The sequence below is a fragment of the Shewanella psychrotolerans genome, from assembly GCF_019457595.1.
In the GTDB taxonomy this organism is placed as follows: domain Bacteria; phylum Pseudomonadota; class Gammaproteobacteria; order Enterobacterales; family Shewanellaceae; genus Shewanella; species Shewanella psychrotolerans.
Window position 1 is genome coordinate 2,257,309 of the sequence record NZ_CP080419.1, and the last position, 23,945, is coordinate 2,281,253.

19 protein-coding genes and 1 tRNA gene are annotated in these 23,945 nt (G+C 42.1%); 2 read left to right on the forward strand and 18 right to left on the reverse strand.

The genetic code is table 11. The features are described 5' to 3' along the window. Nucleotides 1–10: 10 nt before the first annotated feature. From K0I62_RS09980 to K0I62_RS10000, 5 genes are all read right to left on the reverse strand, one after another. Complete coding sequence (locus tag K0I62_RS09980; RefSeq protein ID WP_220068021.1) at nucleotides 11–1,138, reverse strand: M14 family metallopeptidase; 1,128 nt, start codon at nucleotides 1,136–1,138, stop codon at nucleotides 11–13. A 128-nt stretch (nucleotides 1,139–1,266) separates the two neighbouring features. After that, nucleotides 1,267–1,977 (reverse strand): response regulator transcription factor, encoded by a 711-nt coding sequence (locus K0I62_RS09985; RefSeq protein ID WP_258404975.1) that lies wholly within the window; start codon nucleotides 1,975–1,977, stop codon nucleotides 1,267–1,269. Between the two features lie 117 nt (nucleotides 1,978–2,094). Continuing rightward, nucleotides 2,095–3,864, reverse strand: coding sequence for a DUF885 domain-containing protein (locus K0I62_RS09990; protein ID WP_220068022.1), 1,770 nt, complete (start codon nucleotides 3,862–3,864; stop codon nucleotides 2,095–2,097). Nucleotides 3,865–3,973: 109 nt separating this feature from the next. After that, nucleotides 3,974–5,911, reverse strand: coding sequence for a RecQ family ATP-dependent DNA helicase (locus K0I62_RS09995; RefSeq protein ID WP_220068023.1), 1,938 nt, complete (start codon nucleotides 5,909–5,911; stop codon nucleotides 3,974–3,976). Between the two features lie 49 nt (nucleotides 5,912–5,960). Next, the gene (locus tag K0I62_RS10000; RefSeq protein ID WP_220068024.1) at nucleotides 5,961–6,122 is read right to left on the reverse strand and encodes a hypothetical protein; all 162 of its coding nucleotides are present in this window, start codon (nucleotides 6,120–6,122) and stop codon (nucleotides 5,961–5,963) included. A 108-nt stretch (nucleotides 6,123–6,230) separates the two neighbouring features. On the opposite strand from K0I62_RS10000, the gene K0I62_RS10005 reads away from it, so the two are divergent. Then, nucleotides 6,231–6,422, forward strand: a complete 192-nt coding sequence (locus K0I62_RS10005; protein ID WP_220068025.1) for a hypothetical protein — start codon at nucleotides 6,231–6,233, stop codon at nucleotides 6,420–6,422. Here K0I62_RS10005 and K0I62_RS10010 read toward each other — a convergent pair. Further along, on the reverse strand, nucleotides 6,415–7,269 hold the full coding sequence (locus K0I62_RS10010) for an endonuclease/exonuclease/phosphatase family protein (RefSeq protein ID WP_220068026.1): 855 nt from the start codon (nucleotides 7,267–7,269) through the stop codon (nucleotides 6,415–6,417). The genes K0I62_RS10005 and K0I62_RS10010 overlap by 8 nt on opposite strands. Nucleotides 7,270–7,388: 119 nt before the next feature. Between K0I62_RS10010 and cls the strand changes: the two genes are divergently transcribed. Continuing rightward, nucleotides 7,389–8,843 (forward strand): cardiolipin synthase, encoded by a 1,455-nt coding sequence (gene cls / locus K0I62_RS10015; protein ID WP_220068027.1) that lies wholly within the window; start codon nucleotides 7,389–7,391, stop codon nucleotides 8,841–8,843. Nucleotides 8,844–9,127: 284 nt separating this feature from the next. Here cls and K0I62_RS10020 read toward each other — a convergent pair whose 3' ends face one another. The 12 genes from K0I62_RS10020 to K0I62_RS10075 form a co-directional block, all read right to left on the reverse strand. After that, nucleotides 9,128–9,472: a zinc ribbon domain-containing protein YjdM gene (locus tag K0I62_RS10020; protein WP_220068028.1), complete on the reverse strand. Its 345-nt coding sequence runs from the start codon at nucleotides 9,470–9,472 to the stop codon at nucleotides 9,128–9,130. A 176-nt stretch (nucleotides 9,473–9,648) separates the two neighbouring features. After that, the gene (locus tag K0I62_RS10025) at nucleotides 9,649–9,840 is read right to left on the reverse strand and encodes a ribbon-helix-helix domain-containing protein (protein WP_220068029.1); all 192 of its coding nucleotides are present in this window, start codon (nucleotides 9,838–9,840) and stop codon (nucleotides 9,649–9,651) included. Between the two features lie 1,025 nt (nucleotides 9,841–10,865). After that, a complete protein-coding gene (locus tag K0I62_RS10030) occupies nucleotides 10,866–11,819 on the reverse strand; it encodes a hypothetical protein (protein ID WP_220068030.1) in 954 nt (317 codons plus the stop codon). Next, nucleotides 11,809–13,605 (reverse strand): ORC-CDC6 family AAA ATPase, encoded by a 1,797-nt coding sequence (locus K0I62_RS10035; protein ID WP_220068031.1) that lies wholly within the window; start codon nucleotides 13,603–13,605, stop codon nucleotides 11,809–11,811. The genes K0I62_RS10030 and K0I62_RS10035 overlap by 11 nt, the downstream gene beginning before the upstream one ends. A 1-nt stretch (nucleotide 13,606) precedes the next feature. Next, on the reverse strand, nucleotides 13,607–14,839 hold the full coding sequence (locus K0I62_RS10040; RefSeq protein ID WP_220068032.1) for a metallophosphoesterase family protein: 1,233 nt from the start codon (nucleotides 14,837–14,839) through the stop codon (nucleotides 13,607–13,609). A 307-nt stretch (nucleotides 14,840–15,146) separates the two neighbouring features. Further along, nucleotides 15,147–15,353, reverse strand: a complete 207-nt coding sequence (locus K0I62_RS10045) for a hypothetical protein (protein ID WP_220068033.1) — start codon at nucleotides 15,351–15,353, stop codon at nucleotides 15,147–15,149. Nucleotides 15,354–16,409: 1,056 nt separating this feature from the next. Further along, nucleotides 16,410–16,497 (reverse strand) — tRNA-Ser (locus tag K0I62_RS10050). A 155-nt stretch (nucleotides 16,498–16,652) separates the two neighbouring features. Further along, nucleotides 16,653–18,641: a methyl-accepting chemotaxis protein gene (locus K0I62_RS10055; RefSeq protein ID WP_220068034.1), complete on the reverse strand. Its 1,989-nt coding sequence runs from the start codon at nucleotides 18,639–18,641 to the stop codon at nucleotides 16,653–16,655. Nucleotides 18,642–19,005: 364 nt separating this feature from the next. Next, nucleotides 19,006–20,073 (reverse strand): quinolinate synthase NadA, encoded by a 1,068-nt coding sequence (gene nadA, locus K0I62_RS10060; RefSeq protein WP_220068035.1) that lies wholly within the window; start codon nucleotides 20,071–20,073, stop codon nucleotides 19,006–19,008. A gap of 112 nt (nucleotides 20,074–20,185) precedes the next feature. Then, nucleotides 20,186–21,766, reverse strand: a complete 1,581-nt coding sequence (locus K0I62_RS10065; protein WP_220068036.1) for a dihydrolipoyllysine-residue acetyltransferase — start codon at nucleotides 21,764–21,766, stop codon at nucleotides 20,186–20,188. Between the two features lie 10 nt (nucleotides 21,767–21,776). Beyond that, nucleotides 21,777–22,754, reverse strand: coding sequence for an alpha-ketoacid dehydrogenase subunit beta (locus K0I62_RS10070; protein WP_220068037.1), 978 nt, complete (start codon nucleotides 22,752–22,754; stop codon nucleotides 21,777–21,779). A 3-nt stretch (nucleotides 22,755–22,757) separates the two neighbouring features. Then, on the reverse strand, nucleotides 22,758–23,936 hold the full coding sequence (locus K0I62_RS10075; protein ID WP_220068038.1) for a thiamine pyrophosphate-dependent dehydrogenase E1 component subunit alpha: 1,179 nt from the start codon (nucleotides 23,934–23,936) through the stop codon (nucleotides 22,758–22,760). Between the last annotated feature and the right edge of the window lie 9 nt (nucleotides 23,937–23,945).

Below are 23,945 nucleotides of genomic sequence, written 5' to 3' on the forward strand. Positions count from 1 at the left end.
TCGCTATCCCCTATTTTATATCGTTAATGACTGCGAGCATTGCCAGTAGCGATGCTTCACCTAAATAAATTGAACGCTCTGGAGACCAACCAGACATAGGATCGAGCATATTCGCGTTGTCTTTAAAGGGCATCTCTAAGGTGTTAGACAAGCAACCAAAGGTTTCGGCCACCCAATTTGATGCCACTGTAAGATTAGCTTGACCCGGTTCATCTTTATCGTAACCAAACTCATTTTGAAAGTCTGCACTCGCCATTAGCAGTGCATTGACAAATTTGTCTTGAAGCTTTGCCATATCGTCACTATAACTCGGCACGCCTTCACATCCCGCTAAAAAGACATAAGGTAAACCTTCGTCACCATGCACATCATAATAAAGGTCGACGCCAGTCTCCTTCATCTTATTCACCACATGATAAACTTCAGGGCTCTTTTCCAACGATGGTGTTTGCCATTCACGATTCAGGTTGACGCCTACCGCATTGGTGCGCAAATGACCACGAACACTGCCGTCTGGATTCATATTAGGTACGATATAGAAATTGGCCTTGTCGAGCAGCGATTTTGCCGTCGGACTATCACTATCGAGCAAATTGTTAAGTAACCCTTCGACCAACCACTCGGCCATCGTTTCACCTGGGTGTTGACGTGCAGTGATCCAAATATTGGCTTTATTTTCGTCACCATTACCCACTTTAACTAAAGTGATATCCCTCTCGTCTAACGTTAAGCCGAGATGTTCTAACGATACTAAAGGGTGCACTTGAACCGCACTGAGCAGGTCTTGATGGCGTTCATAGCTATAGGGTGCGAAGTAGGCAATTTGAATGGCATCGCAGTCTAGCTCAACTTGGATCGTTAATGTGCCATCTTGGTAACGAGTCGGTAAGCGAAACCATTGCTGTCTATCGTAAGTCGCCACGGCTTGATAATCATCCCAGCCCTTTGTGTACGAAGCACTGCCAGCATTAATGATATTGAGGGTATAACGTTGGCCAACATTGCCCTGTAGTTTAAAGTTGAACCATTGGAAGAACTCTCCACCTTCATCGGGTCGTATCGCCAGTTGTACGTCATCGATATTATCTTGGTTAATGACTTCAATATTACCGCCATCAAAATTGGCACTGATCTGCATATCCACTTCCTTTATTGGTTTTTATCTCAGAGAACTAAGCCCTGTTAGTGCCCCTAGGATAAACTAAATCAACAAAGTTTCGCAGTGAATAGCGAAAAAAACCAATGAGTCGTGCTGAAAACATGATGCTAAAACGAAAAACAGTAACCCTGGCCTCGAACTGTGTTTATCCAGGTTTTTGGCAATGCTGTTTGAGCCAATTTTTTACGTGTATTACTGATGTGCATATCTAAATTTCGGTCAAATTGCCCAAGCTCTTTCTTTAACACACTCATTTGCAGCTCAGCCTTAGGCACAACTTGTCCCTTACGCTCAAATAAGTATTTAAACAGATTAAACTCTGTCTGAGTCAAGGTGACTGAACGCTGATCAAATTTAACGCTACAGTCTAGTTCACTAAATTCGACATCCTTTATCATGAGTGGCTCGGCATCAACAAGATCCGTTTTTGCAATATCAACCCTACGTTTTAATGCGGCTATTCTCACGGTTAACTCCCTAACACTAATCGGTTTAGATATAAAATCATCTGCGCCTAATTCAAAGCCTTTAACCCTTCTATCTTCAGTATCTGTAGAAGAGATAAGAATAACGGGTAGATTATTATTGCGACGAGTAAGAAACTGATAGCCATTCATCGTCGGCATATCGACATCTAACACGATAAGATCTATTGCTCGCTCGGCCATTTTATTTATCGCTTCAAAGCCGTTACCAGCACAAACTATACTAAATCCCTGGGCCTCAAGCGCATGTTGTAATACGTCCCTAAAAACAGGATCATCATCGACTAACAACACCCTTTTCACTTCATCAACCTTAATGAAAACAATTATCATTAAGATTACAGCTTTTAAATAACGCTGACTAGTATTTTTACATTTGTAAGCAAAAAAATGAGTACTTGATCAAATAAAAAGGGCCGCAAATGCGGCCCTTAAACAAGTCATTAGTAATTATTTGGCTAACATAAGTTGCCGTACGTATTTAACTGGTGCACTACCGTAGCTTAAGAAGGTTTCATGAAACCTTTTTAAGTCAAACTCTTCACCTTCGATCCCTTTTAGCTCTTCTCTAAAGTCATAGATCTCTCTATATCCAGAGTAATAGCTGGTAAGCTGAACTTGGCTAAGGGTTGCCCTACGCCATTTTCCTTCGGCCTCAGCTTGTTGCTGGAACGCCTCTTCAGTCATCAACTTAATCGCTTGATCTTCAGTCATCCCTTTAACTTGAATACTGTAGTCGAGGATCGTGTTAGCGATAACGCGAAGGTTCCATTTGTAATACATCAACCACATTTCCGGCTCAAAATCACCATAGCCCTCTTCTAACATCATCCGTTCGGCATATACCGCCCAGCCTTCAATCATAGCGCCATTGCCAAATAGACTCTTCACTAAGCTGGGCGATTCATTAGAGTAAACCAGTTGCGTATAGTGCCCTGGTATCGCCTCATGAATATTGAGCACCTGCAAAATCCAGTGGTTATATTCACGTAAATAACTCTCAGCCGATTCATCGCTCATCTCATCAAGCGGGGTTACGTTATAATAAGTGTTACTCGACTTTTCATAGGGACCGGGGGCACTGATCGATGCACCAGCGAAACCTCTCATGTATTCAGGTGTCTCTCGAACCACCAGCGGCTTTTTAGGATCCAGTGTGACAAGTTGTTTATCGTTTACAAACTTCACTAGCTGTGGAATTTGTGCCCTTACTTCATTCACAAAATCCTCACGTTTTACATGTTTAGCTGATAGTTTGTCGATGAGTTGACGTGTCGCGACATTGCTTTGTTTCGGCATTGGTGTCGTAAAATACTTTGACCAAAGCTGCTCGGTAATTTTAGCCATCTCTCCCTGAATATGAGCCTTGTCAGCAAGGGCTTTTTCATATAACGCTTTAGCCGTCATACCAGCTTGAATGTCGAAGGCAAATTTCTGCTCATACAAGTTATCACCGATACGAAAGCTGCGAGCCCCCTCTTTCTTCAACTTATTCTCAAGTGCTTCTAACCACTCTACATGAGTTTTAATCGCCTTAGTTGCTAGCTCAAAACGCTCACTAAACAGCTGCTTTTCCGATGTTGTTAGACCTGATTGACTCACTGTTTCTAACAACTGATCTGAAAATACCGAAAAGGCCCCTTTATTTTGCATCACCGCCAGTTGGGTGTGCTCAAGCGTCGGATCCGATATATTTTCTCTCGCTGCAGAATAATAAGCAGGGACGTTTTCCATTCGTCCTAAGAAGGCGCGTAAGCGATCATCTAACGGTGCGAAATTTTCATTGATAATTTGCGCAAACCCTCCCGCCACATTGTAAGACGACGGATCCCATTGCCACGATCTAAATGTGTTAATTTCCCATTGATCGCGTAACAACAGGTTTTCGATGAGGTGATAATCGATCACCTCTCCAGAAGTTAAGCTTTTAATATCAAATTGTTTCAGTAAATTCAGCTGAGTTTCAATAAATTGCAGTGACTTAATACGATTTGCCGCATTAGGTACCTTAAGTACGGCATCATACTTATGATAACCGCTGTACAATGCCCAAGTAGGCGATTCTTGCCACAATGAATCGATAAACTGCTGTGAAAACTGTGCAAAATTCTGTTGCTTAGCTTCGGCTACGGAGGAAACCGATGTCACAGATTGATTTTGACATGCCGTCAAACCGCCAAGCGCAATCAACATCGTCGCTGCGATAAAAGATTTTTTCATATTTATATCCCTGATCGATATCTGTTTTTATTATGAGTGTCCGCGAACACGTTAGTAAATCATGTTCGCGGTTAAAAATCAGCTAAAGGCAGAGGTTGGACAAGCTTTGTTACAAACTCGCTTCAACATGCTGCTCACACCAGAGCCTAACCTCCGCAAAAGGATAAGCTTCAAGCGCGGCAAATGAGTGAACCCGGCGCATTTTCAATTGAGTAAATAATGGTGTGGTTAACCCACAAAGTGCTCTAGCCAACATGTTTGCATCGGCCATGTGCGTCCCCTTTAGCGGAATAATTAAATCATGACATAAGGATGAGAAGTCGAGCTGGCTCAATGGTGTAAGCTTGCTACTACTAGGTAGAATCGCGCCCCCCTTAGTACAAACAGAGCAATGACCACACTGCTCTGGGACTTGAGTATCTGCAAAGTATTCCGACAACCGCCTAGTAAGACACGTATTGCTTGCGAGTAGATCGACCATAGCCTGAATTCTGGCTATCTCACTTCGCTCTTTAATTAGGAACTTGTTCGCTAACATATCGACGGTTTCATCAATATTTTCGTTTAATTTTAATAACTGATAAACCTCAGTTATTTGCTTTGTTTGCAACTCAATCAGACCCTTTTCTTCAAAATAATTAATCGCAGAAATAACCCGCCTCCGATCGCTTGGATAGCAACTATTGAGCGAATCGAAGTCTATGCTGTACCAAATTTTTGCTTTTTGAGAACTATTGAGTAACGCCTGAACAAATCGCTGCCGCTCGCCCGTAAACCTAGTCACCAATTCTGATTCGCTACAGAGCAGCTTGAAGCGGTATTCAGCGTAATAGCTAAACGAGGGTTTAATAATATTGAGCATTTCTAAATACACGAGTAAGGTTTTTAAACTCAATAGCCGCACATTTGATTGAGCCGATAAGTGATTTAATACCACTTCCCATTTATGAGAAGTTCGACTTGCTGTCGCAATGTCATTAAGCACATAGGCTATTCCTCTTCGATCTGGTGTATCCCCATAAACAAAATTTTGTAACACATTGAGATTATCGGTATTGGCGAGCACTAAACATTCTGCCACTTGACCATCTCGTCCAGCACGACCTATTTCCTGGGCGTAATTTTCGATCGATTTTGGCAGATCAAAGTGAACAACAAATCGAATATCTTGCTTATCGACCCCCATTCCAAAAGCGATCGTCGCAACAATAATAGGACATCGACCCGACATAAATGCCTTTTGAACCTGCTGACGCTTATCACTGTCCATCCCTGCATGATAAGCTAACGCATTGAGACCTTGCCTGCTTAGCGCTTTCGCCACTTCCTCTGCGCTTTGCTGCAATGTCACATAGATGATGCCGTGATGCCCGTCTCGCTTCCTTAGCCAATCAACCAATGCGGTTAATTTATCTTGCGCTTTAACTCCTTGGACGTGAAGATTAAGATTTGGTCGGTAAAATCCTGTTACCGCAATGTCTGCTGGCGCGATAGTAAACTTGGCGCCCATGTCCTGGATAACTTTAGCTGTCGCAGTTGCCGTCAATAAAAGCACCTGAGGAATAGACAGCTCTTTTACATATTGGGGTAATTTTAGGTAATCGGGACGAAAGTTATGACCCCACTCCGAGATGCAGTGGGCTTCGTCAATCACAAGCAATGAGATCGGGATACTTGAGATAAACTCTCTAAATCGCTCATTGTTAAAACGCTCGACCGAGATCATCAAAATTTTGATCTTACCTTGCCTAACGCCACTCATCACCGCCTGACTTTGCTCTCGGCTCTGGGTTGAATCTATGCTCGCTGCGGGGATGCCTTTTGTCTGTAAAAATGCCAATTGATCTTGAATAAGCGCAAGCAATGGCGAAACCACAATAGTCAAATGAGGCAAAATCAAAGCGGGTAACTGGTAACAGAGCGATTTTCCAGAGCCAGTAGGAAAGATGGCCGCAGCGCTACGGCCAGATGTTATGGCGGTAATGACTTGTTCCTGACCCGCTCTAAAGTGATCAAAACCAAAATACTGTTGAAGAAGTGATTGCACAAATGCTACCTAAATAAAAAGCCAATATTAAGACTGCCTAACAGATTAATTAATCGCAAGGCATGATCGGTATAAATACCGTTAGCGATAATAAAACAGAGGCACACGCACCATAACCTTCATCGAACAACAATGGTTCAACAAGGATGACTTCATCCCAGACGATGTTAATCAATGGAAACCGATAATGGTTTTCGATGAATGCCTCCATTCAACTACCTATCGGTGACTGAACAGCAATAATGTTAAAAAAGTAAGGCAATTTCCATCGATAGCATCTTTAATCAAACTGCTATCAAACAAACGAATCGATGCAATCATGGAAAACAGCTTACTTATTGAAGAAGCTACGCCGCCAAGCAAAAACTCACTGACTGAGTTTCAAATACGTGACGATATGCAATATGATCTTGGCGTCTATTTTGGGAAATCCGTTCTACACCACTCCCCTAAATTCCTAGATACCTTTTACCGACATGCCCAGACCTGCCAGTTTAGCGATACTAAATGAGCACTGACTCAACCATAAACTTGGCCCAAATGGGATTGTGATCTGACGCATTAGTTTGAGTAGAACGGGCATCAATTAGAATAAGGCCCTTGTAATAGAGATGATCTAGCGGTAAACCGAATATTCGATGGCGATGATCAACATGGTATTTAACCTCTTTTAGTTTTAACCGCTCAGTCAGCTCTCTTACGAGTTTAACCCGACCATCACGCCAAGTATTAAAATCACCACCGACGATGACAGGCCCTTGATGTATTGCAACCTTCTGCAAAACCCGTTGCCATTGGGCGTGAAATCGATCTAATTTCCAATCGAAATTAAGCCCATGCAGATTAATCACTAACAGCTGCTGGCCTGTCGATAATGGATAAGAGGTAATTAATGTTGATTTAGCAAAACGAATCCAAGGTTCTATGGTTTGATAAGCACAGGCATGACCTACCTGCTCTGTAGAGATATTCATCACTCCCATAGGAATATTAAAAAGCCTAAACCCCTTAGCCATCACCACATGGCGCTGACTTTGTGCCAAATATGTTGAAAAGCCATTATTTAGTCGTGCCTCTTGCAGCAAAACCAAGTCACTATGATCGGTTAACTCTTGCAGTTGTGCTTTCCATTGTGGTTTTTGTTGTTTATAGATATTCCACACGCTAACGGCGAGCTCACCATTTCTATCTAATGGTGTTTGGTTTGATTGTGACACACACTGTGAAATAAACATCGGCTCGACTTCACTCATCATCACCTCTGGTTCACCGTTGAAAATTGCCGTGCCAACTAAATATAGTGCGATTAGCAAAATTAACGATATAGTTACGCCAAGTTTTATTTTATTTGTTTGCAAGAGGTATCCTTTCATATTAAACCTAAGTTCAACATGTGAATAAGTACGCTTTTAGTTTTTATATCAGTACAATCAGCATAACAAGCAGTAAGATGACGATAAAGGAACTTTAATCATCAATGGAAAACATATCCCAAATACTTACCCTGGCGGGTATCGTCGCATATTGGCTCGTTTTAGCCGCTGTCGCTGTTAGAATCGTCATAAAGCGTCGTACGATTGGCGTTTCTTTTTCTTGGCTTTTGGTGATCTATTTTCTCCCTTTCGTTGGCATCTTTGCCTACTTTCTTTTTGGCGAACTGCATATCGGTAGTAGCAGAGCAACCCGTTCCAAATCGATGTTTAAGCCCTATGGTGATTGGTTTGCTAAACTCTATAGGCATCCAGAGCACCGCCCAGAAAGCCAAAGTCATTACGCGGTCTCTATTAGCCAGCTTTGCGATAGTCAGCTTACTATTCCATCGCTAAGTGGCAACCACTTAGACCTTCAACACACCCCACAACAGATATTATCCTCAATCGCTAAGGATATTGAAGCTGCCGAACACTCAATTAACATGGAGTTCTACATTTGGTACCCCGGTGGACTCGCTGATGAGATCGCAATAGCATTAATCACCGCCGCCAAGCGAGGCGTCAAGATCAAGGTACTGCTGGATGCTGCGGGCAGTCGTCAGTTTTTTAAGTCAACTTGGCCAAAGAAAATGCGACAATCTGGCATTGAGGTTGTTGCCGCGCTTATCGTCAGTCCGTTACGAATGCTGTTTCGCCGTTTAGATCTACGCCTGCATCGCAAAATGGTGGTTATCGACAATAAGATAGGTTATACAGGTTCAATGAATCTCGTTGATCCCACATGCTTTAAACAGGACGAAGGTGTAGGACAGTGGATTGATGTCATGGTTCGAATTACTGGGCCAGTTGTTCCCATCATAAACACAATACACGCTTGGGATTGGGAAGTCGAAACCCATCAGCGCCAGTTACCTTTACCACCTGAAACACAAATTTCATCGCTAATTCCCACATCCTTAGTTCAAGTGATTCCATCGGGCCCAGGCATGCCACAAGAGGTGATCCACAAAGTATTACTACAAAGTCTCTATGAAGCCAAACGTAAAATTGTCATCACTACGCCCTATTTTGTACCAAGTGAAAATTTAATTGATGCCCTAACTACCGCGGCATTAAGAGGTGTAGACGTCAATCTAATCATACCAAGAAAAAATGACTCCACCATGGTGAAGTGGGCCAGTCGTTCTTTCTTTGGCGAACTGCTTAAAGCTCGGGTGAAAATTCATCGATTCAATGGCGGATTACTGCACACTAAATCTGTCGTCATTGACGATGAACATTGTCTTATCGGGACGGTCAATTTAGATATGAGAAGCCTATGGCTCAACTTCGAATTAACCCTTGCGGTCGACGATCTGACATTCTCCAGAAACTTAGCGCACGTTCAACAGGGTTACATCGATGATGCTGAGCAACTGGAGCTTAAACGATGGCAAAGACGACCTTTATATAAAAGGTTTATAGAACATTGTTTCTATCTTTTCAGTCCATTGTTATAACCCAATAGGTAATACTCGTTAGTGTAAAGATGTGATCGCTCAGCGACGATTTAATACTAAAGGTTAGCGCTAATGAGACGAAGCGCATACGTCTTCTTGGGGCAAATTCGTTAACACATCCTAAAACTTGCCTGTCAGACGCTTCCTACTGCTAAGTTGAATCGTCTCACAAGGGAACAAGCATTCCATCACCCATTCGTCTTGAATGAGTTGCCAAAACACACAAATCGTAAACAAAAAAATACCTGCACTTGGCAGGTATTTTTTGATGCGCAAAGCAATAATTAGTTTTGCTTTTTCACAAACTGAGACTTCAACATCATTTGACCATTACCGTCAACTTTACAGTCAATGTCGTGATCGCCATCGACAAAACGATTGATAACAGCTTTAGTACCCACTTTAAGGACCAGTGATGAACCTTTCACTTTAAGATCTTTAATCAAGGTAACTTTATCGCCTTCAGCCAATAAATTGCCGACGGCATCTTTCAAGATGATCGCATCAGGATCAACGATCTCTTCGTTTGGGTTCCACTCGTTACCACATTCAGGACAAATCAATAAAGTGCCGTCTGAATACGCATACGGAGACTCACACTTTGGACATGGTGGGATTGTATCACTCATCACAAATTCTCTTTAATTTACAAAATATAACAACCAAAACTGACTAGCCGAAAAATACTTATAGACAAGATATCTAGGTATATAGCTAAACGCTGGTCTCAAATGATAATTGCATTATAATAAAATTATCATGTTTCAGCTAGCCAACATTTATCAATCAATGGCTAAAAACGAAATTAGCTTTTGACCTTAGGATTATGAGTGGGTTGTTCTTGCCCATATCCAACACCATGTTGCTCAAGATATCCCCTGATCAACTGACGCACCACCTGTGATGGCGTAAGATCTTGCGAAGCACAGAGTTGCTCAAATGCTTGCTTTTTACTTGGGTCCATCAGCACTGTAAACCTGGCTGTTTTATTTTCCATCATCAAACCTAGATTGAAACTATTATCATTTGATTATAATAAATCCCAACTAGCTTGCCTATACATTCGCCAAATTATTCCCTTGCTAAACGCTTAGCTATCCAATGCGCTAATAGCCCAAAACACAATTTAAACTTAGCATTCCCTAAAAGGGATCCATTCCTGCTCAATGGGCACCATTGCTGCGAATACAAAATTGATTTTTACTTCGCAGATGGCAGCGCTGACCTTCATGGTTTTGAATTGCTTGCAGCAGGTGAAGCGCATGGATGCGCAAATGTCGTGATCACAGGATGTGAGAGAGCGACCTATTCGTGCAGGTACTTCTGTGACACGCCGCAAGTACGTTCCCTGTAGGCTCTGCCGTGACATCCATGTCACGGAAGGTCACAGCCGCACCTACTCCGAGTTTTCTGTCTCTTCGATTTGAGCTTACTGGTACCACTTGGGCAATCACAAGTTAACTCATTTCTGGACAAAAATAAGCTGACCTTCGAATGAAGGTGTTGGTATTTTTGTGGTTTAACATTTGGCTGTGTTAGTGTTGGCAGAGTGTCTTTGAAATTTGTATCTTCACTAACTAATCGCCTGTCCGGCGAGGAATGTGCAGATACTTCTGCTCCACGCCGTGAATCCATCCGTGGAGGCTCGACGATGGCATCCCTGCCATCAACGTCCGCAGCCGCATCTACACTGGGTCATTTTATCTCTTCGATTTAGCCTTACGGGTATCACTCGGGCAATCAAAAGTTAAATCGTTTTGGATAGGGACAATTTAGGAGGATTGCACTAAACCCTTAACACCAGATTAGAAAAAGTATCTTGAAGCCTTAAAGGTTAATCGTTTAGGTTACAAACGATTAACAAGTGATAACTAGAGGTATTGCCCCTATAAGAATATAGACTTGTACGAAGGAAATGCATCTATAATACTGACTCTGACGGCTAATCAGTGTCAGGCTTTCTAGATATAGTGCGCCTTACATCATAATTGAACCCTCGAAAATTATACTCCCTTCAATTAATTATTCAGATCTTTGGATATACAAGCGAGATATTACAAAATCACCAGAGGATTGAACTTTCGTAGTTTCCTTTCGAATATATTCAGAGTAAAGACAGGTAACGTTAGGGTAATTAAAACTACATAATATCGCAGTCAAAATGTGTGGTTTTGGCCCAAATGGAATGATTGACACGTTATACTCAGACCGAAGAGGTGAGAGCATTTGTGACATATTATCATAACACGTAGCAATACTATTTATAGGAAGCTTTATAAGTTTGTCTTCACCTCCAAGATAGTGTGAAATAAAGTCTTTGTTTTTTTCTAAACAAGTATTTTCATAATCATAGCTTGCAGCTGGCGAAGCCATAATACCAAAGCATTTATTTGGGTTTAATAGGTTATATAATCGTTGTGGGCCATATCTATCGAAACCTAACATAAATATTGCTGCATTATGTCTTTTTGTTAATGAAATTCCTTCACAACCAGGAATTATGCGTAGCTCACCTAGTTCTACATTGAGGTCTAAATTTTTGTATACTGCTGTTGCATATGTTAAATCAACCGTTACTCTTACTTCACTGAAATTTACTAAGTAGTTCAAGATTGCTGCATACCAAGCTCGAGACATCGAAGTATAGTCAATTAATATTTTTATTTCAGCACGCTTTACTTTATTAATTGTCTCACTTAGTTTTTTTTGTATTTTAGATATCTCTCTTTGTGAAACCTCTAGTAATTGGAAATCACTCCAGTTTTCAGCAAAATAATTCAAGCTATCTACTCGAACAGAGTCTTCTTTGTGTTGGTCAAACGCTAAAACAATCACATTTTCGACATTATCTTTATGTAATCGTGTGGCTACATCAATACAGCGCTCTTCGTATCCACAGGAAAACAGTGCAATATCATATTTTGATTGACTTAACTCACCAATTGACAAGTCGTCTACATGTAACTTATTCATCATCCCCCTCCAAGTCTAAACTATATTGTCCATCATCATTCTTCTTATTTAAGGCTTTAAATCGGCTATATGAATAATTGTTCATTATCACAGATAATTTGATGGAGTTTCCTTTTCTTGGCATTAAGTAAAAATGAGGTGACAAACAAAAAGCCAAGGCGAATCTGCCTTTTCTGTTAGGCATTTTATTATCATTATCTAACCCCCTAAAGTCAGGGTAAATTAAGCCTAGATCGACAGCTTTTTCTATATAATTCCATATTTCATCATCTTCAACGTTGAATGAAAATGAGCTGTAGGTATCAGTATTTATCTTATCAGTATGTAGTTTATCCTTTAAGAATCTACCAATTGTTGTAAACAAATCGAAAGCTTTCTTACCATCCACCTCTAAGTTTAGAGCATCGAGTTCTGAGTAAGAAAACTCTTTTAGTCTAGCCCCTTGTTCTTTGTCTGATAGAGGCTTAAGCTCAGTGCAAGATTCAATGTTTTTTGAAAAAAGATAATTGAATAGCCTTAATAGTCGACGTGGGTTTCCGTCAGTACATCTTACTACCAATGAATATCCAGAAAATATAAATGGTGAAGCATTACCTTTATAGCGCTGAAAGGAGTCCTTTAATATCAGAGTCCCTCTCAGTTTTCTTGATACTGAGCTTTCAAAGAGAGAGTAGTCTTTTTCAATTAACCTCTCCGCTCTTTTTATCGTATTAGAATCGCAATACTCTCTAACTTTATCCATCAATTTTTCATCAGGGAGGGCATCTTTAGGAGAGTCAATTAAAATTGAATTCCCTAAAAGAGAGTTTAGTGATATGTCTTTGTTTATAATAGATGAACTTTCTATTCTTTTTCTAAACAGTTTCTCTGCGAAGCTTTCAAAGAAACTCTGAGAGTTATTCTTTGAGCTACCATGAAGACCTTGCTTATCAATATTTAAATAATCAAAGTCGTGTCCCATATTTAATGGCGTACCCGTATCGGTTTCCAGAGTGTAGTGTCGATATGGCATGGTTGTTATTTTGAACACTATTTCATTATATGATCTCATATGTGTGTTCAATATTCTATGATGATCTTTTGTTAAGAATTCAGCTTCATCAATACAAACACAGAATGTGGAAGCATCAGAAAGTCCGATTTCTTTTTTTACCGTCGAAAGTGCCATTATTAGAGGCTTAAACAAATCAGTATTAAAGTTAATTCCGACCATCAGATCTTCACCACTTAATTCTAGATCTAATTTTATTTTATTGAAAACAATGTTCTTTTTATATTCAACAATCTCTAGTTCGTCATAGATATCGATAATCGTATTTAATTTTTTTGATAACCATAGTTCTGAAATCTTATTGCAAATAGCTTTTTCTGTTATAATTCTATTTACTTCATCTTCAACATATGAGTACAGACAACTTCTTATTGTATCTAGAAATCTTGCGCATGAAGATAAGTTCAAACTCCACTTGAAAAGTTGATTATTGTCGTCAATATCACCAATTGAGTTTACCCACTCAACTTTTAAGGGGATATAAGTCGCAATAAATGAGCGTTCATTTATGATTTGTTTTGCTTTATCATCGTTCAACTTAGTAAGACATTCATGAGAAAGCATCTTAATCAGAGCTGTCTTACCCGAGCCTCTAGAACCCAATATTATATGGTTCTTGTTGGATATTAAAGATTCAAATGCAGGAGTCCAAACAAATTCTTCAGCTAGTTGGTCAGAAGTGAAGTATCTAGCATTAGAATGTTCGAATATATTATTAAATCCAAATAAATTATGCATATTAGTTTCCCTTCAGCAAAATGAACAGCTCATCTTGTCCTGGAGTTCTAAATATTGTAAACCCTATTTCACTCGATAAATCTACAATGGTCTTTTCAAGTAGTTTTCTTGAAGTATATATAATGTCAGCACTATGGTTGGATAGTTCACTCCACTTTACATGTGTTTGAATCTCAAAAAAACGCTCAATAGATTCTTTTAGCTGCTTTCTTAGCTCTACAGGTGACATGCGATTACCAAAAAACTCTTTGTGAGGTATGCCATTAATGGACTCATCTTTTGTCCATCCATGTCCGGTATTGTGTGACCAACTCATTACTCTTCCTAAAGGTGTTTTGTTTACATCACAAACTTTATCGATTTCAATTTGATGAATTGTGTTTGGTACACCTTGGAACCACCTATCATCCAAACGCGCTGAGAAACTGCCAGCACAAAGTATATTTATAGGATGCAGATAGTCATCGGAGTATTGGGCAAGCCTAGGTATATGTTTATGTCCGTGCACGATAAAGTTAACGTTATGCTTAGAAGCAATCTCCATCAAAATAGCTGCGTTTTGTAAGATGCTATGATCAGCTCTGTCAAAAGGTAAATCAGGCTGCTGGATTGGATGGTGATGAACGACTAGCAGATTAATCTTATCGCTATTTGCAATCTGTAGTTCTTGGAGTTTTGTATTCAGTGCTTCTAAGTCCTGTTGGCGAATAACACCGTGATGAGGTTTTTTGTCATAATGGTCAAAAACCGAACTGTTCACACCAATGACATTTAGGTTCTCATCACTCCAAATCGCAAAATATGGCTCGTTGTAATAGCAGCCGGAATGAGCTCGATCTAAACATTGTTTAAAAAAATCATTACAACGCAAGTTGTTATATTTGCGCTCAATTGTTATGTTGATGTTTTCTAGTGCGGTCATTGAGATCTCTTCTTCAGTCCAGTTACCGTCGTGATTTCCTGGAACGAAAAAGACTTTTGATTGTTCTACACCCACAATTGTTGCGATTTCTTTCAATCTAGTAGATGCAAGTTCAAACTCTTCTTTAGTTGCTCTATTGGTGATATCACCAGCGACGACAATATAGTCGGCTTGTATTTTCTCGTGTTTAGCAAGCTGCCTTAATTCATCTAGAAACCGATTTTTTACGGCGTTGGTAGAGCTTCCTACTGCAAACTCGTTTGAAACAGCCGCATCACCAACATGCAAATCACTAATAATTATTATTTTCATATATGCCAGATACTTACTGATATACCAATACGATTGCATGATACCACAGTTGCGAAAAGTGTAAGATAAACAATTAAGAGTTTTAGGTTGTTATCAATGATTGTTTTGGGTGGGTGAGAAATAGGGTAATGTTTGGCAGCTAGTTGGTGTGAGGGGTATTAGATTAGATTAGATTAGATTGCTAAACATTGCGTAATTTTCACTACTCACCTTTTCAGATTACTTTTTGTAAGTTAAGTGAGTGTTAACAGTATATGTTTAGTTTTTGCTCTAAGCGTTTTTGAGCATAATTAAGTTAGCTTTTGAACTAGCAACGCACACCAAATGCAGCCAAATCGGAGAAAGTTAGATACCAAGTGTGAACGCGGCTGCGGCCTTTGCCAGCATGGATGCTGGCGTAGAGCCCACAGGGATTGTGCTCGTGGCGTGTCGCAGAAGTGTTTGCACATTCGCTCACCGCAGGTGATAGGTTGCCAGAAGGTTCGACCTTCAAACTCTCTGAACTAATACCCACTAAAGCAGTCCCTAAAAATCAAAATGTCATCGTTTTTCATTCCAAGACCTACACACTTTGGGGCAAAAGCTTCTTAGCTTTTAATTCTCAAGTCACACCAAACACTGTCAAATCAAAGAGATAAAATCACCTAGTGTAAGCTCGGTTTTGGCCTTCGAAATCATGGATGATTTCACAGAGCCCACATGGATGTGCTCGTGGCGAGCCAAAAGAGTGCTTGCACATACGTAGTTCCTTCACATCCATGTGATCACGACATTGGTACTTCCGTGTACAGCACCCGCCGGACAGGCGATTAGTAACAGTGAAGGTGTGACCTTCAAACACACTTAACAAATAAGATGCAACCAAACGCAACTAAGGCTAATCCAAAAAATGCTAAACCTTCATTCTAAGGCCACTAAACTTTGGGGCAAAACCAAGTTAGCTTTTGAACTAGCAACGCACACCAAATGCAGCCAAATCGGAGAAAGTTAGATACCAAGTGTGAACGCGGCTGCGGCCTTTGCCAGCATGGATGCTGGCGTAGAGCCCACAGGGATTGTGCTCGTGGCGTGTCGCAGAAGTGTTCGCACATTCGCTCACCGCAGGTGATAAGCAGCCATGAAGGTTCGAGCTTCAAACACTCTCAGTAAATGAAAATACAGCCAAACGCTACTAAGCCAAAAAAGCTAAACCTTCATTCCAAGGCCTACATACTTTGGGGCAAAGGTGATTTAGGCAACTGAGAAGAATTGCTTCCTAGTTACCAGCACGGAATGGTACATATTCATTTTGCCTATGCATGTTTCCCAACAAAACAGTAGCTGCTAACCATTTTAAAGCTCTTCTTGTACTGTCAAATGCCATTTTTTGATAGCGGGTCTGTGGTGGTACCGTGACTCTACGTCTAAATGGTTTAGATTGCAGAGCAAGCAATTAGGAGTCTATGCCCTGTCTAGTTTTGAAGTGTGAAATTGTGATATGAAAAAACAGACGGAAGCATCGAATTTGCCCCAAAAATGCCCCAAAGCAAGAACGGGAACCAGTAAGTTACTGATTCCCGTTCTTTTAATTTGGCGGTGAGAGAGGGAGTCGAACCCTCGATACGTTACCGTATACACACTTTCCAGGCGTGCTCCTTCGGCCACTCGGACATCTCACCGTATCATTGAATGCGAGATATCATAGTCGATATTAACGCTGCCAACGGGGCGCTACTTTACGCAAATCACTAAACTGGGTCAAGTTAAAAAACAATAGACTCAAACGTTTGCATAATTGATCGCCAACAAATACTGTAAACGCCTAAAATGCTGCCTATTTAAACTTACTGACTAACTCAGACATTGCGCTGACATCGTTTAGTAAAACATCATTTAACTCACTCAACTTATCAGATACATCATGTGTTCGGCGGTAAATGTCGCTGATCTTCATCGCATTTTGATTTACCTCTTCCGATACCGCTGACTGCTCATGAGTCGCTGCAGCAATTTGCTCATTCATGCTATCGATAACGCTCACTTCTTTAACAATGCGTACTAACTCCTGACCCGCCTTAGTTGATTCACTGACACTGCTTTCCGCCCTCGCTTTGCCCTTTTCCATTGCCTTAACCGCTAACTGCGCTCCGCGCTCTAGACGTTCGGTCATGCTACGAATATCTTCGGTGGAAGTCTGCGCTCGCTGCGCTAGACTTCGAACTTCATCTGCAACGACAGCAAAGCCTCGACCCATCTCTCCGGCCCTTGCCGCTTCAATTGCCGCATTTAACGCCAACAGATTCGTTTGCTCCGCAATACCGCTAATCACACCAAGTACGTCTACAATGCCCTTAATATCTTGGTCGAGATTATTGATGGTCAATGCCGCTTCGCCGATTTCAACCGCCAACTGATTGATGGATTGAGAAGTGCGTTCGACTTCTTCACTGCCCTCTTTTGCTTCCTTATTTGCCAGGGCCGATGCTTCAGATGCTTGCACTGCATTTTGCGCTATTTCCTGCACCGTTGCGCTCATTTGTGTCATCGCCGACGCGACTTGATCAACTTCACTGTGCCCTAAAGCGACATCTTCTCGCATTGCTTTGGCATAGCCTTCCATCTCTTGAGATGCGCTTAATAAACCTTTGGTATTTGCTCTAACTGTCCCTATGACGGCTTCAAAGTCTTCCATCATATGATTAAACGCGTGGCCGAGCTGACCGACTTCATCTTTACCATCTAAGTCGACTCTAACGCTAAGATCATAGTGCTTTTGAGATTCGGTGACTTTATGGTGCAGAAGTCGAAGAGAACGATGCAGATACCGGCCAATCATAATCGAAACGATGATAATCAAAGAGCCAGATATCGCCATTAAGATGATCACACCAATCATAAAACTTGTTGCCTGTGATAAGGCAGAGCGTGTATCTACAAGCAAGTTTTGAGAAAGCTGTTGTTCAAATTTTCGTATTGATTCAATTCGTGCAGTTGATTTGGCGAACCATTCAGTGGAACTTTGGGCTTTTAGTTGCTGGGGATTTTGGCTAAATGCAATATCACGAAGTTGCTTGACATCTGAAAACACCGCAGAGCTAGTTAACTGATTATACGCTGCACGGCTCTTGTCGCTCGCCAACGCCTTAAAGCGCTCTTCGTAGGTGTTTTGTTCTGATACTAGGGTCGCAAACTTAAGAAACATATTAGGTTTAAATTCGCTATTACCAAAAGTCGAACTCAACACGGCACGCTCTATTCCGGCTCGCTCTTTCATTTGCAGATAAGCTGCAAAACTGGCCGATTCAATAGCAATCGCTCTATCATCGCCTTGCTGACTTGCACTATCTACAATCGCGAGTAACGCGCTATTAAGCTTGCTATAGTAGGCAACTTCTTCAGGAACCGCTATCGTTTGTTGATCAACTCGACGACGAATATCACCCAACTGATCTAACAAATTGTTAGCATTGGCCATATAAGGGATAAAGGCCTTGGGCATATCATGGGCGGCAATGAAAGATTTAAATTGATTTATCTGTTGATCACTTAGTTGACGCTGAGCTGGAAGTTTGTCACCAAAGGCTTTGCCTTTCGATCCTAGAAATCCTGCACTCATCCCCCGTTCTTTTTGCAGCTCATGTACCAAATCGCTATTCACTAGGGTCAATTCGGTAAGGGTTTCAACTTGACTCAAACCATGATGCAATTGGTATTGGTTGTAAACCACATACAGACCAAAAAAAGTCGCCCCTAATATAGGTGGAACGATCACTAACAAAAGTTTGTTTCTTATACTGAGGTTACTGATCCATTTCATTGTCATTATCCGTTATCCCTAACATTCACTTAGCTATAGCTATACGCGACTATGTTAGATGAGAAAATTAATATTACCTATCAATAATCCAATATATGGACACTGAAAGCTTACTAAAGGAGCCTTGCTTATAAACGTTAGCACAGATCTAAATCAAGCGCTTAATTAGGCTAATAAAACCTAACTCAATATAGCCAACTTGCTTGATTTAAACCCATTTTACCTAGCTATCGCTAACATCTACAATGCACAAATAGTCTAAGACGTCGATGAATCTCGGCCACAAAAAAAGCGCCTAAGAAGGCGCTTCTACATCTGATGTCGGCTAAATCTTATGCCTTTCAAATTGAGATAGAGAAATATATTTAGGCTACGCGTTGCCTTTCACTTGCATATTGAGTGTCTTGGCAAAATTAAGCATTCTATCAAGAGGTAACAATGCGCGCTGTCTCAATGCTTCATCGACAAAGATCTCATGCGGCTGTTCGCTGTTATTCAATAATGCCTGTTCAATGGCTTTCAAGCCATTCATCGCCATCCAGGGACAATGCGCACAACTTCGGCATGTTGCGCCGTTTCCGCCAGTGGGCGCTTCAATCAAGATTTTATTTGGCGCAGCTTGCTGCATTTTGTAGAAAATACCCTTATCGGTCGCAACAATAAAGGTATCGTTGTCCATAGTTTGCGCGGCTTTAATTAGCTGGCTTGTCGAACCCACCGCATCGGCAAGTTCAACTACACTGGCTGGTGATTCTGGATGAACTAACACCGCAGCGTTTGGATGCAATGCTTTAAGCTCGCGTAAGGCTTTAGCCTTAAACTCGTCATGGACAATACACTCACCTTGCCACATTAGCATCTCGGCACCGGTTTGCTTAGCAATATAGCTTCCAAGATGACGGTCTGGGCCCCAAATAATTTTTTTACCTTCGCTATCGAGATGTTCAACAATTTCAAGTGCAATACTGGAGGTAACCACCCAGTCGGCTCGCGCTTTGACTGCTGCAGAGGTATTAGCGTAAACAACGACGGTATGATCGGGGTGAGCGTCACAAAACGCACTAAAGGTCTCTATTGGACACCCTACATCGAGGGAACAGGTCGCCTCAAGGGTTGGCATTAATACCGTTTTTTCTGGGCTCAAAATCTTAGAGGTTTCGCCCATAAACTTAACCCCAGCCACGATTAATGTTTTTGCCGGATGATCACGACCAAATCGTGCCATCTCAAGTGAATCGGAAACACAGCCGCCCGTTTCCTCAGCTAACGCCTGAATTTCTGGATCGGTATAGTAGTGCGCAACTAAAACGGCTTCTTTCTCTTTTAATAGCTGCTTAATGCGCGCCTTATACTCCTGCTTTTCTATTTCATTTAGCGGAATAGGCTTCGCGGGAAATGGATACTGTATGTTTTCAATACTTGGGGCTGATTGACTCATGCTTAAACCAATAGGATACGACTGATTAGGGCATTATACTTAATTCGACTGCAAAGATTAACTCTAGAAAAAAAAAAGAGCGCAGCGCGCTCTTTTTCTATAGGTGACAATACTAGTGCATCGCCAGCAACATCTCCTGCGGTTGCTCTAAATAACGCTTCCACAGGTTACAGAACTTAGCAATGGTTCCACCATCAATAACGCGATGGTCACCCGACCAGCTTACTTGCATGATCTTGCGTGCTTCGACTTCACCTTTGTCATTAAACCTTGGTAAGGTTTGCAGTTTACCTAAGGCAACGATGGCGACCTCGGGCTTGTTAATGATCGGCGTTGCAACCGTGCCCCCTAACGCACCAATGTTAGAGATAGAGATACTGCCACCCTTTAGATCCTGTGGGCTAACTCGGCCACTACGTGCATCCTTGGTCAGACGCGTGATCTCCGCCGCGACTTCGAGAATAGACTTATTTTGTACATCTTTAACGTTAGGTACTAACAAGCCCACTTTTGAGTCGACTGCCATACCTATATTGTGTGAGGCCAAATATGTCTGTTCACTGCAGTCGTCATTTACACGGCTATTAATATCTGGGAATTGCGTCAATGCTAATGACATTGCTTTCATAAAAAATGGCATCATCGTTAGCTTTAATTCGTCAGTGGAGTAACGCTGCTTCATCGACTCTCGCAGGGTAACCAACTCAGTTAAATCTAACTCTTCGCAGTAGGTAAAATGAGGAATGGTCGATACTGACTCCATCATCATCTTAGCCATCACAGCACGAACACCACGGATCGGCTCGACGCGATCGCCAACTGTTATCGGCGTCGACACAGCTGCAGTGTGAGTTTGCTCAGCGGCTTCCACTTTAGCTGCACGCGCCTTTGTCGCTTCACCACCTCGATACCTTTCAACGTCCTCTTTATAAACACGGCCATGCTTACCCGTGCCAGGAACAAGGGCTAAGTCAATATCATAACTACGAGCGAGACGTCTCACGGCAGGACTAGCCAATGCCTTACCATTTGTTGGTAATACAGCTTCTACGCTGTCATTTTGTTGTTCATCTTTGGCAATGTCTGCCACAGGCGCAGCCGATGACACAACATCAGAGTCAACTTCAATGGCAAACAAAGGCGAATGCACCTTTGCTAGTTGTCCTTTACGATAATGGAGTTTTACCACCTTACCGTTTTTTATCGCAGGAATTTGTACTAGCGCTTTATCGGTCATTACATCGGCTATCGGTTGGTCTTCGACCACCATATCGCCTTCTTCGATTAACCATTCCACGAGTTCACACTCGACGATACCTTCACCGATATCGGGGAGTAAAAACTCTTCAATCACCTTGCCGCCAGCCTGTGTTACGGCCGCACTTTCTTGTGAACTGTTTTCATCAACATTCACAGCCACACCCGATTTTTCCTCGCTAGCTCCCCCTGCAGCATCCTCTAACTCCACCGAATAGAGAGGGGCGTGAACTTTAGCTATATCGCCTTTTTTATAGTGAAGTTTTTTGATGACACCAGCGTGAGGTGCAGGGATCTGAACCAAGGCTTTATCCGTCATAACGTCGGCTATGGGTTGATCTTCTGTAACCACATCACCTTCGCTAACGAGCCACTCGACCAGCTCACACTCGACAACACCTTCACCGATGTCCGGCAAAATAAAATCTTTGATCATGCCTATACTCCTAATATTTCATCGACGCTTTGATCGCTTCAAAGGTTTTGAGCGCATCTGGCATATATTCTTTTTCATGAACCAAAGGATAAGGCGTATCAAGACCACACACTCGGCTAATCGGCGATTCGAGATAAAGAAAACACTCTTCTTGGATCGTTGCTGCGATTTCGCCCGCAAATCCGCCTGTTAGTGGTGCTTCATGATTGATAAGTAAACGTCCTGTCTTCTTGACTGATGTGGCTACCGTATCAACGTCCCATGGCGCTAATGTACGCAAGTCAATGATCTCACATGAGATCCCTTTCTTCGCTGCCATCTGGGCCGCATTTTCGATGATCTCCATCTGGGCGCCCCATGCGAGTAACGTAATGTCGGTACCCTCTTTAACCACCTCAGCTTTCCCTAGCTCAATCTCATAATCCCCTTCAGGCACTTCACCGACGCTGGCACGGTACAAACGTTTAGGTTCAAAAAATACCACTGGGTTTTTATCACGGATTGAGGCTAGCAATAGCCCTTTGGCCTGGTACGCATTACGTGGCACAACCACCTTCAAACCCGCTGTTTGCGTAAAATAAGCCTCTGGTGATTGTGAATGATAGTGGCCACCGGCAATACCACCGCCGTATGGCGTTCTGTAGATGATCCCACCGACGTTAAACTCATTACCACTGCGGTATCTGAATTTAGCCGACTCATTGACTATCTGATCGATGGCGGGAAAAATATAGTCAGCAAATTGGATCTCGGCGATCGCAGTCATGCCGTTTGAGGCTAAACCATTTGCAAACCCTGCAATACCCTGCTCGGTCAGCGGCGTATTAAAACAGCGATCACGGCCAAACTTTTCTTGTAGCCCAGACGTTGCACGGAATACGCCGCCAAAATGACCCACATCTTCGCCAAATAATACTGTTTTATCATCGGCTTCCATAGCGATCGTCAAAGCATCATTGATGGCTTGTAACATATTAATCTTGGCCACGATTTATACTCTCCCTGCGCTATGTGGATAGGAATCCGGATACTTTTTAATGTGCTGTTTCAATGTGGCTAGCTGCTGCTTCAAACGTGGGGTTGGCGTATCGTAGACATCATTGATTATTTCATCGACGTGGGTGACTGGTAATTTCTCAGCAACCTTAACTGCAGCCAACACCTCTTGACGATATTTCTCATATAAACCCTGATCGTCACTTTCGGACAACCAGCCTTTATTCATCATCCACAATTTAAATCGTTTAACGGGATCGTGTTGTTGCCATTTGGCTTCTTCTTCTTTCGAGCGGTAACCCGATGGATCATCCGAAGAAGAGTGCGCGCCTAAGCGATAGGTCATGGCTTCAATCAAGACTGGCGCATTATGCTCTAGCGCATAAGCTCTGGCCTGCTGAGTTGCCGCCAATACCGCTAACATATCGTTACCATCGACACGTATGGTATGCATGCCATAGCCTATGCCACGGCTTGCAATACCATTACCGGCAAACTGCTCGCTAGTTGGAGTCGAAATGGCGTAACCATTGTTACGACAGAAGAAAATGGTTGGAGATTTCAGGACTGCGGCCATATTTAAACCCGCGTGGAAATCACCTTCAGATGCAGCTCCTTCACCAAAATAGCAAATAGCAACATTGCGTTTGCCTTGCATTTTTAAGCTGTAGCCGACACCCGTTGCCTGAGGGATCTGGGTTGCAAGTGGCGAAGAAATAGTTTGGTAATGTAACGCTTGGCTACCATAGTGGATTGGCATCTGCCGCCCTTTACCTAAATCTTTTTCGTTACTGAACATCTGATTCATAAACTGTTCAGTTGAAAAACCGCGATAACGAATCGCTGCATGCTCTCGATACTGGGCTAAAATCACATCTTCATTATCGAGGGCAGCCACACTGCCAACGATTGATGCTTCTTCACCAGTACAAGTCATATAAAAACTGATGCGTCCCTGACGCTGAGCGCCTAACATGCGTTCATCGAGTACTCGTGTGAAAACACAAGTATCATAAATTTTTTCGGCTAATGGCTGGTCAATAACAGGCAAAACCGCCTTTTCAAAGGTGGTTCCGTCGGCTTGTAAGATCTTCAAGATCGGAATTGACAGTGAATCCTTATCGAGAAAGCTGACACGATGGACAGTTTCTGTAGTGCTTGTTGCGTTGCTCATACTATTCTC

Bases quoted from the DNA above. Each gene is read 5' to 3' on its own strand.
- K0I62_RS09980 (WP_220068021.1), bottom strand. From the start codon at position 1,138: ATGCAGATCAGTGCCAATTTTGATGGCGGTAATATTGAAGTCATTAAC.
- K0I62_RS09985 (WP_258404975.1), bottom strand. From the start codon at position 1,977: ATGATAATTGTTTTCATTAAGGTTGATGAAGTGAAAAGGGTGTTGTTA.
- K0I62_RS09990 (WP_220068022.1), bottom strand. From the start codon at position 3,864: ATGAAAAAATCTTTTATCGCAGCGACGATGTTGATTGCGCTTGGCGGT.
- K0I62_RS10000 (WP_220068024.1), bottom strand. From the start codon at position 6,122: ATGGAGGCATTCATCGAAAACCATTATCGGTTTCCATTGATTAACATC.
- K0I62_RS10005 (WP_220068025.1), top strand. From the start codon at position 6,231: ATGGAAAACAGCTTACTTATTGAAGAAGCTACGCCGCCAAGCAAAAAC.
- cls (WP_220068027.1), top strand. From the start codon at position 7,389: ATGGAAAACATATCCCAAATACTTACCCTGGCGGGTATCGTCGCATAT.
- K0I62_RS10020 (WP_220068028.1), bottom strand. From the start codon at position 9,472: ATGAGTGATACAATCCCACCATGTCCAAAGTGTGAGTCTCCGTATGCG.
- K0I62_RS10025 (WP_220068029.1), bottom strand. From the start codon at position 9,840: ATGGAAAATAAAACAGCCAGGTTTACAGTGCTGATGGACCCAAGTAAA.
- K0I62_RS10030 (WP_220068030.1), bottom strand. From the start codon at position 11,819: ATGATGAATAAGTTACATGTAGACGACTTGTCAATTGGTGAGTTAAGT.
- K0I62_RS10035 (WP_220068031.1), bottom strand. From the start codon at position 13,605: ATGCATAATTTATTTGGATTTAATAATATATTCGAACATTCTAATGCT.
- K0I62_RS10040 (WP_220068032.1), bottom strand. From the start codon at position 14,839: ATGAAAATAATAATTATTAGTGATTTGCATGTTGGTGATGCGGCTGTT.
- K0I62_RS10055 (WP_220068034.1), bottom strand. From the start codon at position 18,641: ATGACAATGAAATGGATCAGTAACCTCAGTATAAGAAACAAACTTTTG.
- nadA (WP_220068035.1), bottom strand. From the start codon at position 20,073: ATGAGTCAATCAGCCCCAAGTATTGAAAACATACAGTATCCATTTCCC.
- K0I62_RS10065 (WP_220068036.1), bottom strand. From the start codon at position 21,766: ATGATCAAAGATTTTATTTTGCCGGACATCGGTGAAGGTGTTGTCGAG.
- K0I62_RS10075 (WP_220068038.1), bottom strand. From the start codon at position 23,936: ATGAGCAACGCAACAAGCACTACAGAAACTGTCCATCGTGTCAGCTTT.